Origin of the sequence: Nocardioides salarius (assembly GCF_016907435.1) — a bacterium.
In the GTDB taxonomy this organism is placed as follows: Bacteria; Actinomycetota; Actinomycetes; order Propionibacteriales; family Nocardioidaceae; genus Nocardioides; species Nocardioides salarius.
In genome coordinates, this window is sequence record NZ_JAFBBZ010000001.1 from 488,271 (window position 1) to 502,394 (window position 14,124).

At 73.2% G+C, this 14,124-nt stretch carries 13 protein-coding genes; 7 read left to right on the forward strand and 6 right to left on the reverse strand.

The genetic code is table 11. From position 1 onward, the window contains the following. Both glnA and JOE61_RS02430 read right to left on the reverse strand, forming a co-directional pair. Positions 1-1,338 carry a type I glutamate--ammonia ligase gene (gene glnA / locus JOE61_RS02425; protein ID WP_193669216.1) on the reverse strand — a complete coding sequence of 446 codons (1,338 nt, stop codon included), beginning with the start codon at positions 1,336-1,338 and terminating at the stop codon, positions 1-3. A 43-nt stretch (positions 1,339-1,381) separates the two neighbouring features. Beyond that, positions 1,382-2,044 carry a hypothetical protein gene (locus tag JOE61_RS02430; RefSeq protein ID WP_193669215.1) on the reverse strand — a complete coding sequence of 221 codons (663 nt, stop codon included), beginning with the start codon at positions 2,042-2,044 and terminating at the stop codon, positions 1,382-1,384. Between the two features lie 223 nt (positions 2,045-2,267). Here JOE61_RS02430 and JOE61_RS02435 point away from each other — a divergent pair, with 223 nt between their 5' ends. From JOE61_RS02435 to JOE61_RS02445, 3 genes are all read left to right on the forward strand, one after another. Continuing rightward, on the forward strand, positions 2,268-3,449 hold the full coding sequence (locus JOE61_RS02435) for a GNAT family N-acetyltransferase (protein WP_193669214.1): 1,182 nt from the start codon (positions 2,268-2,270) through the stop codon (positions 3,447-3,449). Beyond that, positions 3,446-4,294 carry a JmjC domain-containing protein gene (locus tag JOE61_RS02440; protein ID WP_193669213.1) on the forward strand — a complete coding sequence of 283 codons (849 nt, stop codon included), beginning with the start codon at positions 3,446-3,448 and terminating at the stop codon, positions 4,292-4,294. The genes JOE61_RS02435 and JOE61_RS02440 overlap by 4 nt, the downstream gene beginning before the upstream one ends. Before the next feature lie 150 nt (positions 4,295-4,444). Continuing rightward, positions 4,445-5,929 (forward strand): sensor histidine kinase, encoded by a 1,485-nt coding sequence (locus JOE61_RS02445; protein ID WP_193669212.1) that lies wholly within the window; start codon positions 4,445-4,447, stop codon positions 5,927-5,929. A 92-nt stretch (positions 5,930-6,021) separates the two neighbouring features. Here the strand turns inward: JOE61_RS02445 and JOE61_RS02450 are convergent, their stop codons facing one another. Both JOE61_RS02450 and galE read right to left on the reverse strand, forming a co-directional pair. Next, positions 6,022-8,085: an NAD(+) synthase gene (locus JOE61_RS02450; protein WP_204797348.1), complete on the reverse strand. Its 2,064-nt coding sequence runs from the start codon at positions 8,083-8,085 to the stop codon at positions 6,022-6,024. Positions 8,086-8,145: 60 nt separating this feature from the next. Beyond that, the gene (gene galE / locus JOE61_RS02455; protein ID WP_193669210.1) at positions 8,146-9,159 is read right to left on the reverse strand and encodes a UDP-glucose 4-epimerase GalE; all 1,014 of its coding nucleotides are present in this window, start codon (positions 9,157-9,159) and stop codon (positions 8,146-8,148) included. A 193-nt stretch (positions 9,160-9,352) separates the two neighbouring features. Here galE and panB point away from each other — a divergent pair, with 193 nt between their 5' ends. Genes panB through JOE61_RS02470 form a run of 3 tightly spaced genes read left to right on the forward strand, consistent with a single transcriptional unit; the run spans position 9,353 to position 12,713 of the window. Then, on the forward strand, positions 9,353-10,216 hold the full coding sequence (panB, locus tag JOE61_RS02460) for a 3-methyl-2-oxobutanoate hydroxymethyltransferase (RefSeq protein ID WP_193669209.1): 864 nt from the start codon (positions 9,353-9,355) through the stop codon (positions 10,214-10,216). A 12-nt stretch (positions 10,217-10,228) separates the two neighbouring features. Beyond that, positions 10,229-11,509, forward strand: coding sequence for a hemolysin family protein (locus JOE61_RS02465; protein WP_193669208.1), 1,281 nt, complete (start codon positions 10,229-10,231; stop codon positions 11,507-11,509). 34 nt (positions 11,510-11,543) lie between these two features. After that, positions 11,544-12,713 carry a PQQ-dependent sugar dehydrogenase gene (locus JOE61_RS02470; RefSeq protein ID WP_193669207.1) on the forward strand — a complete coding sequence of 390 codons (1,170 nt, stop codon included), beginning with the start codon at positions 11,544-11,546 and terminating at the stop codon, positions 12,711-12,713. Positions 12,714-12,719: 6 nt separating this feature from the next. Here the strand turns inward: JOE61_RS02470 and JOE61_RS02475 are convergent, their stop codons facing one another. Together JOE61_RS02475 and JOE61_RS02480 are read right to left on the reverse strand one after the other, a co-directional pair. Next, positions 12,720-13,010, reverse strand: a complete 291-nt coding sequence (locus tag JOE61_RS02475) for a hypothetical protein (protein ID WP_193669206.1) — start codon at positions 13,008-13,010, stop codon at positions 12,720-12,722. A gap of 4 nt (positions 13,011-13,014) precedes the next feature. Beyond that, complete coding sequence (locus JOE61_RS02480) at positions 13,015-13,224, reverse strand: hypothetical protein (RefSeq protein ID WP_193669205.1); 210 nt, start codon at positions 13,222-13,224, stop codon at positions 13,015-13,017. Between the two features lie 44 nt (positions 13,225-13,268). Between JOE61_RS02480 and map the strand changes: the two genes are divergently transcribed. Continuing rightward, entirely contained in the window at positions 13,269-14,117 is an 849-nt protein-coding gene (gene map, locus JOE61_RS02485; protein WP_193669204.1) for a type I methionyl aminopeptidase, read from the forward strand. Positions 14,118-14,124: the final 7 nt, after the last annotated feature.

Consider the following 14,124-nt stretch of genomic DNA (forward strand, 5'->3'; position numbering starts at 1 on the left):
TCAGAGGACCGGCAGCATGCGGTCGCGCTCGAAGGCGGAGACCTGGCCGCGGTACTCGTCCCACTCGGCGCGCTTGTTGCGCAGGAAGAAGTCGAAGACCTGCTCGCCGAGGGTCTCGGCCAGCAGCTCGGAGTCCTCGGCGACGCTGATCGCGTCGTTGAGGTTCTTGGGCAGCGGCTTGATGCCGAGGCTCGTGCGCTCGCGCTCGGTCAGCGACCACACGTCGTCCTCGGCCTCGCGGGGCAGGTCGTAGCCCTCCTCGATGCCCTTCATGCCGGCCGCCAGGACCGCGGCGTAGGCCAGGTAGGGGTTGCAGGCCGCGTCGATGGTGCGCAGCTCGACCCGGGTCGACTGGCCCTTGAGGGGCTTGTACATCGGCACCCGGATCATCGCCGAGCGGTTGTTGTGGCCCCAGCAGATGTAGGAGGGCGCCTCGCCGCCGAACATCATCCGCTTGTAGGAGTTGACCCATTGGTTGGTGACCACCGAGATCTCCGGGGCGTGGTGCAGGATGCCGGCGATGAAGCGGCGCCCGGTCGCGGAGAGCTGGTACTGGGCCCCGGCCTCGTAGAAGGCGTTCTCGTCGCCCTCGAAGAGGCTGAGGTGGGTGTGCATGCCCGAGCCGGGGTGGGTGGTGAACGGCTTGGGCATGAAGCTGGCCCAGATGCCCTGGCTCAGCGCCACCTCACGGATCACCGTGCGGAAGGTCATGATGTTGTCTGCGGTGGTCAGCGCGTCGGCGTAGCGCAGGTCGATCTCCTGCTGGCCCGGGCCGGCCTCGTGGTGGCTGAACTCCACCGAGATGCCCATCTGCTCGAGCATCGTGATCGCCTCGCGGCGGAAGTCGGCGCCCTCGGACTGCGCGGTGTGGTCGAAGTAGCCGGTGCGGTCGACCGGTACCGGCTCGTCGCCGGCGCCCGGCAGCCCCTTGAAGAGGTAGAACTCGATCTCGGGGTGGGTGTAGAAGGCGAAGCCCTGCTCGGCCGCCTTGCTCAAGGTGCGCTTGAGCACGTGGCGCGGGTCGGCGTACGACGGGGTGCCGTCGGGCATCTCGATGTCGCAGAACATCCGCGCCGTGGCCGGGCCCTCCTCGCGCCAGGGCAGGATCTGGAACGTCGAGGGGTCGGGCTTGGCGAGCATGTCGGCCTCGAAGACCCGCGCGAAGCCCTCGATCGCCGAGCCGTCGAAGCCGATGCCCTCGTCGAAGGCGTTCTCGAGCTCGGCCGGGGCGACCGCCACCGACTTCAGCGAGCCCAGCACGTCGGTGAACCACAACCGCACGAACCGGACGTCGCGCTCCTCGAGCGCACGGAGTACGAAGTCTTCCTGCTTGCCCATGGCTGGAGCCTAGTGGTGGGCGCCCCCGGCCGGGCGGAGGGTCTCACCGGCACACGGTGACGTCCTGCTGGCCCAGCACGCCCTCGTGGGCGCGGCGCATCGGCGAGAGCCACGGCGTGGTGGTCTCCAGGTGCGCCAGGGTGCCGGCGACCGGGCCGTGCACGCCGGGCACCTGCACGCGTCGTACGACGACGGGCAGGGTGACCTTGTCGCGCGAGGTGCCCTCGAAGCAGCTGCTGGCCCTGTTCCTGGCGGCGGCGACCTCGGTGTCGACCACGTCGCCGGCGCCGTGGCCGGCGTAGCGGAAGACGACGTTCGTGTCGTAGCCGGTGTGGCCCTCCCAGGGCGCACGGACCACGACCTGCATGCCGGGGGTGCGCGAGTGCGGAACCGCGAAGGCGACCTTGCCGTCGCGGACCCGCTTCTCCAGCGAGGCCCACAGCCGCGGCTCGGCCGGGTCGTCGGTGGCCAGGGCGGAGTAGACCTGCACCCGGCAGCCGCGGCAGTCCTCGATGGGGAGCACGACCCGGGTGGTGCCGTCGTCGGCACGGGCGGCCGTGGTGGTGAGGGTGGTGGTGGGGGTGCTCGTGGCGGCGGTGGCCGCGACGGTGCCGGCTGCGGCGAGACCGGTGACGGCGGCCAGGGCGGCCATTCCGGCCAGGCCGGTGGCGAGGGGGGCGAACGGGGTGGGGACGGTGCGGTGCACGGGGTGCCTCCTGGGGCGGTGGGTGGGTGTGGACACCTCCTCTACGCCCGGGCCGGGCCCCCGGTTGCGCGCTCGGCGACGCCGCCGACTGGTCTGGACCAGCGTCGTGGAGCGGGTCGGGGTGTTTGGCCCCGCTGCCCCGCGGGCAGCAGGGTCTCCAGGGGGTCGGCGCGGTCTCGCGTCCGGTGTCGGCCGCCACGACACCCCCACGACCAGGAGCCCCGTGAGCACCACCGTCGACAGTGCCGCGCCGTCCGGCGCGCGGCGCTCCTGCGCCGCGCTGCTGGAGCCCGACGGGCTCGACGACCCCGTGGGCACCGCGGCCTGGGCCGACCTGTCCGCCCGGGCCCGGCACGCCAACCCCTTCCTGGGCGCGGGGGTCCTGGTGCCCGCGCTGCGCCACCTGGCCGAGCCGGGCGAGGTCCGCCTGCTCACGGTGGGCTCCCCCGGACGCCTCGACCTTCTGCTGCCGATCGCGACCCGGCGACGCACCCGGCGTACGCCGGTGCGCGCGTGCGTGGGCTGGGCCCACACCCACCACTTCCTCGGTACGCCGCTCGTCGCACCCACCCTCGGTGAGCAGGGCTGGCGCGCGGCGCTCGTGGCGCTGCGCGAGAGCCGCGACGCGTGGTTCGTGCTGCCGCAGACCGACGTCGACGTGGTGCGCGAGGTGGAGGCGGCGGCCGCGAGCCTGGGGCTGGCCACCCGGCGGCTCGAGGAGCAGGCCCGCCCCGTCACCCACCGCCACGAGCGCGACGACTACGCCGAGCAGCAGCTGAGCGGACGCCGGCGCAAGGAGCTGCGGCGGGTGCGCCGACGCCTCGAGGAGAGCCTCGGGGGCGGGCTGGAGCTCGTCGACCTGGCCGCGGGGGCCTCCGCGCCGGCCCTCGAGGCCGCGCTGGAGGAGTTCCTGGCCCTGGAGGCCGCCGGGTGGAAGGGCGCCGACGGCGGGGCCATCGCCGGCCGCCCGGCCGAGCGCGCGTTCTTCCTCGAGGCCTGCCGTGCCCTGGCCGGCGAGGGACGTCTCGAGGTCCTGACGCTGCGCGGGCGCGAGGGCGGGCCCGCGGCGATGGCGCTGGTGCTGTGCGACGGCGACACCCAGCTCACCTTCAAGATCGCCTACGACGAGCAGCACGCGAGCCACTCCCCCGGGCTGCTGCTCTACCTCGAGCAGCTCTCCCGCTTCCACGCCTCGGGCGCCACGCTCGTCGACACCTGCGCCGCCCCCGACCATCCCATGGCACGACGCCTGCACGGCGACGACCGGCTCCTGGTGACGCTCGCCGTCGCGCTGGGTCCGCGGCGCGGCGCGCTGGCCGTGCGCTGGGCGCGGGCCGTGGCCAGGACCGCCGCGGCCGTGCGCCGCCACCGCACCACGACCGACCCACGAGAGGACCGACCATGACCAGCCTGCTGCACCTCGACGAGCAGTCCGTGCACGCCCTGCGCACCGCCGGCGAGACCGGCGAGGCGCAGGAGGTGACCCACGCCCTGCGCTCCCACGACCTGCTGACCCTCGAGGCGCTCGCCGACCTCGCCGTCTCGCTGCCCGCCGAGAGCATCGAGCACAACGTCGGCGCGCTGCCCGACGTGGTCGCCGACGGTCGCGCGCCCACCCTCGACCTCGAGCTGCGCGAGATGATCCTGGGCCTGGAGACCAACGGCGCCTGGTGCGTGGTCAAGAACGTCGAGCAGGACCCCCGCTACAGCGCCCTGCTCGACTCCTGTCTCGACGAGATCGAGGACCTCGTCTCCGGGCCCGGCCAGGCCTACCACCGCGAGGGGTTCGTCTTCCTGTCCGCTCCCGGCTCGATGACGCCCTCCCACATCGACCCCGAGCACAACGTGCTGCTGCAGGTGCAGGGCACCAAGACGATGGTCACCGGACGCTGGGCCACCCCCGACGCCCGGGCCGGCGAGGCCGAGCGCCTGGTCGGCGGCGGGCACCGCAACCTGGGCCACGACGTGCAGGACCCGGTCGAGCACCACCTCCAGCCCGGCGACGGCATCTACGTGCCGCCCTACACCCAGCACAAGGTGGTCAACGGCCCGGCGCTGTCGATCTCGCTGTCGGTCACCTGGCGCAGCCACGCCCTGGCCGACGAGGCCCGGGTGCTGCGCGCCAACTCCTACCTGCGCCGCGCCGGTCTGTCCCCCAGCGCCCCCGGCATCCGCCCCGGCGCCGACCGGGCCAAGGCCACGGCCGTCTCCGCGGCCGAGAAGGCCAAGGCCGCCGTACGCCGCCGCTGACCCGGCGCAGACTTCCCGCCCACCCGGCCTGAACCTCCCGCCGAGCCGGCGCAAACTTCACGTCCACCCGGTCTAAATCTCTCCTCAAGCCACCCGGGGGCGACCGAGCGCCACCTACCCTGGGCCCCGGACAGCGGACGGAGAACCCAGGTGGAGCAAGCGGGCTACGACGCGACCCTGTGGCGGCTGACGCTGCAGCACTCCCCCATCGGGATGGTGCTGGTCGACCTCGACGGACGGTTGACGATGGTCAACCGAGCCGCGTGCACGATGCTGGGCCGCGACGCCGACGACCTCCGGGCGTGCACGTTCCAGGAGATCACGCACCCCGACGACCTCGACGCCGACCTGGCGCAGTTCGAGCGGACGCTGGCCGGGGAGATCGACAGCTACCGGATCCTCAAGCGCTACCTGCGCCCGGACGGGAGCGTGGTGTGGGGCGACCTGTCGGTGGCGCTCGTGCGGGACGACACCGGCGAGCCCCAGCACTTCATCTCGCAGATCCTCGACGTCAGCGAGGAGCACGAGCGCCGCGACCACCTCGAGCGCACGGTCGCCGAGCTCGAGACCGAGCGCAGCACCCTCGAGGCCATCTTCGACACCGTCAACGTCGGACTGCTGCTCATCGACGCCGACGGCCGCTACGAGCGGTCCAACCGCCGCCACCAGGAGACGATGCGCCTGCCGTTCCCCGACGGCCACGACGGTCACGCGGGCCAGCTCGGGCACGTCTACCGCCCCGACGGGGTCACCCTCCTGACGCGGGAGGAGATGCCCTCGTGGCGCGCCACCCGGGGCGAGGAGTTCGACGACTACCTCTACTGGGTCGGTCACGACCCGGTGACCCGTTCGGCGTTCTCGACCTCCGCCCGGCAGGTGCGCGGCGCCGACGGCGAGCGCCGTGGAGCGACGATCGCCTACCAGGAGGTCACCGACCTGATGCGCGCGCTGGCGGTCAAGGACGAGTTCGTCGCCTCGGTCTCCCACGAGCTGCGCACCCCGCTGACCGCGGTGCTGGGCCATCTCGAGATCCTGGCCGAGTCCGACGAGCTGCCGCCCCCGGTACGACGCCAGCTCGGGGTGGTCAGGCGCAACGCCGAGCGGCTGCGCACCCTCGTCTCCGACCTGCTGGAGGTCGCGCAGGCGCACGCCGGCTCGCTGCAGCTCGACCGGGACACCGTCGACGTGGCTCGCCTGGTCCACGAGGCCCTGGAGGCGGCGGCGCCGGCCGCCGCCGCGGCGGGGGTCGGGCTCGAGGTCGACGTGCCCGAGGTCCTGGACGCCCTGGTCGACGGCCAGCGGCTGCGCCAGGTGGTCGACAACCTGGTCTCCAACGCCGTCAAGTACACCGACCGCGGCGGCGCCGCGGGGGTGCGTGTGGGGGTCGACGGCACGACGCTCGACATCCGGGTGCACGACTCCGGCATCGGGATGAACGCGGCCGAGGTGGAGCGGGCCTTCACCCGGTTCTTCCGCGGCAGCGGCGCCCTCGAGCGCCACCGTCCCGGCACCGGTCTCGGGCTGACGATCGTCCAGTCCATCGTGGAGGCTCACGGGGGCAGCATCAGCCTGTCCAGCGAACCGGGCACGGGCACCGAGTTCCACGTCCGTCTGCCCGGTGCCGTGCTCGGCTGAGCCCGGCCCCGCAGGTTCGGGCCGGGTCAGCGCGAGGTTCGGGCCGGGTCAGCGCGAGGTTCGGGCCGGGTCAGCGGCCGATTTGGGCCGGGTCAGGAGCGGGGGACCTTGGCCTCGATCTCGGCGAGCCAGGCGGTGGGGGCTGCGTCGGAGGGCATCCGCCAGTCACCGCGCGGCGACATCGTGCCGCCGGCGCTGACCTTGGGGCCGTTGGGCAGCGCCGAGCGCTTGAACTGGCTGGCGAAGAAGCGCCGCACGAAGACCTCGAGCCAGCCGCGGATGGTGGCCAGGTCGTAGGCGCCGCGCTTGTCGGCGGGGAAGCCCGGGGGCCACTCGCCGGCCTCGGCGTCGTGCCAGGCGTGCCAGGCCAGGAAGGCGATCTTGCTGGGCCGGTAGCCGCGCCGCAGCACGTGGTAGAGCGTGAAGTCCTGCAGCGAGTAGGGCCCGACGGTGTCCTCGGTGCGCTGCTCGGGAGCGTCCTCGGTGGCGGGGATCAGCTCGGGGGTGATCTCGAGCTCGAGGATCTCGCGCAGCACGTCGTTGGTCTCGGCCTCGAACTGCCCGCTGTCGGCGACCCAGCGGATCAGGTGCTGCACGAGCGTCTTGGGCACCCCGGCGTTGACGTTGTAGTGCGACATCTGGTCGCCGACGCCGTAGGTGCACCAGCCCAGCGCGAGCTCGGAGAGGTCACCGGTGCCGACGACGAGTCCGCCACGGTGGTTGGCGAGACGGAAGAGGTAGTCGTAGCGCAGCCCCGCCTGCACGTTCTCGAAGGTGACGTCGTAGACGTCCTCGCCCTCGGAGTAGGGGTGGTCGAGGTCGTCGAGCATCTGCTCGGCGGCCGGGCGGATGTCGATCTCCTCGAAGGTGACCCCGAGCGAGGCGCACAGCCGGGTGGCGTAGTCCTTGGTCTCGCTGCCGGTCGCGAAGCCGGGCATCGTGTAGGCGAGGATCTCGCTGCGCGGCCGACCGGCGCGGTCCATCGCCTTGGCCGCCACGATCAGGGCGTGGGTGGAGTCGAGGCCGCCGCTGACCCCGATGACGGCCTTGGGCGCCCAGGTCTCGCTGCTCATCGCCAGCATCCGCTGCTCGAGGCCGTAGACCTGGATGTTGTAGGCCTCGTAGCAGTCGAGCGCGAGCCGCTCGGGGTCGTCGGGCACGAACGGGAACCGGTCGACCTTGCGCCGCAGCCCCAGGTCGCCCGTGGGCGGCGCGAGCTCGAGGCGCACGGTGCGGAACTGCGAGGTCCGCTCGGCGTGCGTGCGTCGGTTGTCGTCGAAGGTGCCCATCCGCAGCCGCTCCTGGCGCAGGTGGTCGAGGTCGACGTCGGCGACGGTGCGGCGCGGCCCCTCGGGGAAGCGCTCCCCCTCGGCCAGCAGCTCGCCGACCTCGTAGATCATCGTCTGGCCGTCCCACGACAGGTCGGTCGACGACTCGCCCTGGCCCGCGGCCGCGAAGACGTACGCCGCGTTGCAGCGGTGCGAGGCGGAGCGCACCAGCAGGCGGCGGTCCTCGGCCCGCGCCACGGTGATCGGGCTGCCGGACAGGTTGGCCAGCACCGTGGCGCCGGCCAGCGCGGCCTCCGCCGAGGGCGGCACCGGCACCCACATGTCCTCGCAGACCTCGACGTGCAGCACCAGCCCGGGCACGTCGACCACGTCGAAGAGCAGGTCGGGCCCGAAGGGCACCGAGCGCCCGGCCACGCTCACGCTGCCGCCGCGGCGGTCGTCGCCGGGGGCGAAGTGGCGTCGCTCGTAGAACTCGCGGTAGGTCGGCAGGTAGGACTTGGGCGAGACGCCGAGCACCTCGCCGCGGTGCACGACCACCGCGCAGTTGAGGACCCGGCCGTCGACGACCAGCGGCGCGCCGACCACCAGCACGGGGGTCAGCTCCCGCGAGCCCTCGACCACGCTCGCCACCGCTTCGTCGACGGCGTCGAGCAGCACGTCCTGCAGCAGCAGGTCCTCGATGGCGTAGCCCGAGAGGCACAGCTCGGGGAAGACCGCGACCGCGACCCCGTCGTCGTGGCAGAGCCGGGCCTGCTCCAGCACCCGTGCGGCGTTGGCTGCGGGGTCGGCGATGGCCACCGGCAGCGTGCACGCGGCGACCCGGGCGAACCCGTGCTCGTAGGCGTTGTAGAAGTCCACGCCACGCAGTGTGTCAGCCGCCGCCGGCCTCGGGGACGACCAGCAGGGTGGTCCGCGACCCCCGTCTGCTCAGTCGGGGTAGCCGTCGGGGTTCTGCGACTGCCAGCGCCAGGTGTCGGCGCACATCTCCTCGACGGTCTTGACGGTGCGCCACCCGAGCTCGGCGTTCGCCTTCGACGGGTCGGCGTACGACGACGCCACGTCGCCGGAGCGCCGCGCCACGACCTCGTAGGGCAGCTCGCGCCCCACGGCGCGCTCGAAGGCGTGCAGCAGCTCCAGGACGCTGGTGCCGCGGCCGGTGCCGAGGTTCCAGGTGCTGACCGGCTCGCCGGTGCGGTCGAGCGCCTCGAGCGCCGCGACGTGGCCGGCGGCGAGGTCCTCGACGTGGATGTAGTCGCGCACGCCGGTGCCGTCGACGGTGGCGTAGTCGTCGCCGAAGACCTGCAGCTTCTCGCGCCGGCCCACGGCCACCTGGGCGATGTAGGGCATCAGGTTGTTGGGCACGTCGCTGGGGTCCTCGCCGATCGTGCCCGAGGGGTGCGCGCCGACGGGGTTGAAGTAGCGCAGCAGCGCGAAGCGCGACTCGGGGTCGGCGAGGGCGACGTCGCGCAGGATCTGCTCCTGCATCACCTTGGTCCAGCCGTAGGGGTTGGTGGCGAAGGTCGCCCGGTCCTCGGTGGCCCCGGCCTGGTCGGTGCCGTAGACGGTGGCGCTGGAGGAGAAGACCAGCTTGCGCACCCCGTGGCGCTGCATCGCGCGCACCAGCGAGAACGTCGAGCCGAGGTTGTTCTCGTAGTAGCTCAGGGGCTTGGCGACGCTCTCGCCGACGGCCTTGAAGCCCGCGAAGTGGATCACCGCGTCGATCGTCTCGGTGTCGAAGAGGTGCGAGGTCTTGTCGACGTCGGTCAGGTCGAAGGCGTGCACGGGGATGTGGCGCCCCGAGAGCGCCTCGAGCCGCGCCACGACCGTCGGCTTGGCGTTGGAGAAGTCGTCGACCACCAGGATGTCGTGCCCGGCCTCGATGAGGGCCAGGACCGTGTGTGAGCCGATGTAGCCGGCACCGCCGGAGACGAGAACGCGCATGGGCTGCAACCTAGCCGGTCGCGGACCACGCCCCCTCCCCCGCACCGACGACCCCAGACCCACGACCACACCGACGACCCGCGGCCGGGCGTGAGCAGCACCACATCGGCTCGGGGGCGGGGCCGGGCCTAGCCTGGGGGCAGTCCGTGGACTCCAGCAGGGAGCCGCGAGATGCACCACGAGGAGCTCGACGATGAGCGAAGAGACCGCCCCCTACGGCAGCGGCACCCCCGCACCCGCCCCCACCGCCGCGCAGGCCCCCGCCAAGCGGGTGCGCACCCACCACCTGCGCGAGATGAAGGAGCGCGGGGAGAAGATCACCATGCTCACGGCGTACGACATGTACACCGCGGCCACCTTCGACGAGGCCGGCATCGACCTGCTGCTGGTCGGCGACTCGGCCTCCAACAACGTGCTCGGCAACGAGACCAGCCTGCCGATCACCGTCGACGAGCTGCTGCCGCTGACCCGCGCGGTCGCCGGCGCCGCCCGGCGGGCGATGGTCGTGGGCGACCTGCCGTTCGGCAGCTACCAGGCCTCCCCCGAGCAGGGCTACCTGACCGCGGTGCGGTTCATGAAGGAGGCCGGGGCGCACTGCGTGAAGCTCGAGGGCGGCGTCGAGATGGTGCCGGTCATCGAGAAGCTGACCCGCGGGGGCGTCCCGGTGATGGCGCACATCGGCTTCACGCCGCAGTCCGAGCACACCCTGGGCGGCTACCGGGTGCAGGGGCGCGGCGAGGCCGCCGAGCGGGTGCGCCGCGACGCGCTCGCGGTGCAGGAGGCCGGTGCGTTCGCGGTGGTGATGGAGATGGTGCCCGGCGACGTCGCGGCCGAGATCAGCGCCGAGCTGGCCATCCCGACCATCGGCATCGGCGCCGGCGCCGGCTGCGACGGCCAGGTGCTGGTCTGGCAGGACGCCTTCGGGCTGCGCACCGGGCGGATGGCCCGCTTCGTCAAGCAGTACGCCGACGTGCACAGCGTGCTGCTCGAGGGCGCGCGCGCCTACGCCGCCGACGTCAAGGGCGGCACCTTCCCCGCCTCCGAGCACACCTTCTAGGCCGGGGGCCAGGTGGACACCCAGACCCTGCTCAACCTCGGCCTCGTCCTGCTCTTCGTCATGGTGGGAGGTGTCTTCGCCGGCACCGAGATCGCGCTGGTCTCCCTGCGCGAGTCGCAGCTCGACCAGCTCGACAAGCGGGGCGGCCGGGGCGCGCGCGTCGCCTCGGTCGCGCGCGACCCCAACCGCTTCCTGGCCGCGGTGCAGATCGGTGTCACCGTGGCGGGCTTCTTCTCCGCGGCGTACGGCGCCTCCACCCTGGCGCCCGACTTCGCGCCGGCGCTGGTCGCCCTCGGCCTGCCCACCGGCGCCGCCGACACGCTCGCGCTGGTCGTCCTCACCCTGGCCATCGCCTACACCTCCCTGGTGCTCGGCGAGCTGGTGCCCAAGCGGATCGCCCTGCAGCGCAGCACGAGCGTCGCGCTGCTCGTGGGGCCGCCCCTGGACCGCTTCGCCACGCTCGTGCGTCCGGTGGTGTGGTTCCTCTCGCTCTCCACCAACGCGGTGGTGCGGGTGCTGGGCGGTGACCCGCACGCGGCCTCCGAGGAGATGTCCGACGAGGAGCTGCGCTACCTCGTCGACCAGCACCAGGGTCTCGAGCCGGCCGAGCGGCAGATCCTCACCGACGTCTTCGACGCCGGCGACAGCACGCTGCGCGAGGTGATGCGCCCCCGCGGCGACGCGGTCGTGCTGGGCGCGGCGACCACCGTCGGCGAGGCCGTCGCGACCGTGCTCGAGCACCCCTTCTCCCGCTACCCGGTGGTGGGCCGCGGCCCCGACGACGTGCGCGGCTTCCTGCACGTGCGCGACCTGCTGGGCGCCGACCCGCAGGCGCCGGTCTCCTCGCTGGCCCGCGAGATCGCCTTCCTGCCCGGCACCAACAAGGTGCTGCCGACCCTGACCTGGATGCGCGACCACCGCAGCCACATCGCCGTGGTCGTCGACGAGTACGGCGGCACCGACGGCATCGTCACCCTCGAGGACCTGGTCGAGGAGCTCGTCGGCGAGATCCACGACGAGTACGACGCCCCGCTCGCGCACGCGCGCAACGGCACCGACGGCCTCGACGCGGGCCTGAGCATCGAGGACTTCGGGGCGGCCTCGGGGCTGGAGCTGCCCGACGGGCCCTACGAGACGGCCGCCGGCTTCGTGCTGCACCGCCTCGGGCGGGTCGCGCGCCTGGGCGACCTGGTCGCGGTCGAGGACGCCGAGCTGCACGTCGTCGGGCTCGAGGGCCACCGGATCACCCGCCTGGAGGTGCGGCCGCTCTCGAGCGGCACCGCGACGGACTGATGACCGCCGCGACGGCGCGACGTACGGTGGGCTGATGCGCCGACCGCTGCTGCTGGGTCTCGTCTCCACCGTCGCCGCCGCGCTGCTCGCGGCCCCGCCTGCCGGGTCGGGCCAGCCAGCAGGGCCAGCAGAGCCGGCCGAACGCCGCGCCGTGCCGGCGCTGCGGGTCACCACGCTCGCCGACGGCCTCGACCACCCGTGGGACATCGCCCCGATCGGCGGCGGCGACTACCTGGTGACCCAGCGCGACCGGGCGACGGTGTCGCTGCTGGGCGCCGACGGCGACGTGCGCCGGCTGGCCTTCCCCTCGCGCAACGTCTGGGTCTCGGGCGAGACCGGGCTGATGGGCCTGGTCGCCGACCCCCGCTTCGAGCAGAACCGGCGCTTCTACACCTGCCAGGGCGCGACCCGGTCGGGCGGCGGGCACGACGTGCGAGTGCTGGCGTGGAAGCTCAACCAGCGCGCCACCCGCGCCAAGCGGCGGGGACCGCTGCTGCGGGGCATCCCGGCCACCACCGGCCGCCACGGCGGCTGCCGGCTGCTGGTGGCCGACGACGGGGCGCTGGTCGTCGGCACCGGCGACGCCGCCATCGGCCGGAACCCACGCCGGCTCACCTCCCTGGGCGGCAAGACGCTGCGCCTGGACCGGATGACGGGCAAGCCCTGGCCGGGCAACCCGTTCCCGAGGGCGACCAGCACGCGCAAGCGCTACGTCTTCACCTACGGCCACCGCAACGTCCAGGGCCTGGCCCAGCGCAGCGACGGCTCGCTGTGGTCGGTGGAGCACGGCAGCTTCCGCGACGACGAGGTCAACCGGCTGGTGCGCGGCGGCGACCACGGCTGGCACCCCGTGCCCGGCTACGACGAGCAGGTGCCGATGACCGACCGCTCGCTGCCGGGTCGCCAGCGGGTGGCGCGCTGGCGCTCGGGCAACCCCACGATCGCCCCCGGCGGCGCCGACTTCGTGGCGGGCGGGAAGTGGGGGGCGCTGCGCGGCGACCTGGCGATGGCGGTGCTCAAGGACCAGCAGGTGCGCTTCCTCGACTTCGACTCGCGCGGGCGGCTGCGGGCCCAGCGGGTGCCCGACGAGCTGACCGGGCACGGGCGGATCCGCACCGTGGTGCGCGACAGCGACAACAGCCTGCTGCTGCTGACCGACAACGGCGGTGGCGCCGACGAGGTGCTGCGGGTCACGCCGCGCTAGCGCTGCTCACTCCCAGCCGAGCCAGATGCCGCCGGGCACCACGACGGCGAACCAGCTCAGCGCCGAGACGACCGCCACCCACGGCACCCAGCGCGGGTGCAGGGTGAACCAGGCGGAGGCGACGAGCAGGCAGAAGGCCCACCACACCAGCATCAGCGCCTGCACCCACCAGGGCGTGAAGGGCGCGCTGGCGGCGTACAGGAAGAAGGTCGTGGCCATGCCGACCATGCCCACGAAGGGCCACGGGTCGGCGGCGTCGGGGCGCGGGGCGGGACGGGTGCGTCGGCGCGAGACCACCGGCTCAGTCCTCGAGACCGGCGTCGTCCCAGCGCTCGTCCTCCTCCTCCCACTCCTCGTTGCGCGCCTGCGCGGTGTCGAGGGCCTGGGCCGCCGCCTCGCGGGAGTCGTAGGGGCCCAGGCGGTGCTTGGCCGGGCACAGGTCGTCGACCGTCTCGACCCGGTGGTGCTTGACGCAGAACCAGTACTGGTCGGGGTTGCCGCCTTCGCTCATGCCCCGAGACTAACGCGTGCGCCGGCCGCCTAGACTCGGTCGGCGTGACTCCCGTGGCCCCCGCGACCCTGTCTCCGCGCCGACCCGTGCCCGCCCACGTGGTGCGCCCCGAGTACGTCGACCGCGACGCGCCGGCGCCCTACACCGGGCCCGAGGTGAAGGACGCCGAGACCATCGAGCGGATGCGGGTCGCCGGCCGGCTCGCCGCGCAGGCCCGCGAGGAGGTCGGGCGCCACGTCGTGCCCGGCGTCACCACCGACGAGCTCGACCGCATCGGCCACGAGCTCCTCTGCGACCACGGGGCCTACCCCTCCACGCTCGGCTACCGCGGCTTCCCCAAGTCGCTGTGCTCGAGCGTCAACGAGGTGGTCTGCCACGGCATCCCCGACAGCCGGGTCGTCGAGGACGGCGACATCGTCAACATCGACATCACCGCCTTCCTCGACGGGGTGCACGGCGACACCAACGCGACCTTCCTCGCCGGCGACGTCGACGAGGAGTCGCGGCTGCTCGTCGAGCGCACCCGCGAGGCGCTCGAGCGGGGCATCAGGGCGGTCAAGCCGGGGCGCCGCATCAACGTCATCGGCCGGGTCATCGAGTCCTTCGCCAAGCGGCACGGCTACGGCGTGGTGCGCGAGTTCACCGGCCACGGCATCGGCACGCACTTCCACTCCGGGCTGATCGTGCCGCACTACGACGACCCGCAGCACGACGACCTGATCGAGGTCGGGATGACCTTCACCATCGAGCCGATGCTCAACCTCGGCACCCACGAGTGGGAGATGTGGGACGACGGCTGGACCGTCGTGACCGCCGACAAGCGCCGCTCGGCGCAGTTCGAGCACACCCTGCTGGTGACCGCCGACGGCGCCGAGGTGCTGACGAACCCCTGAGCGGTGG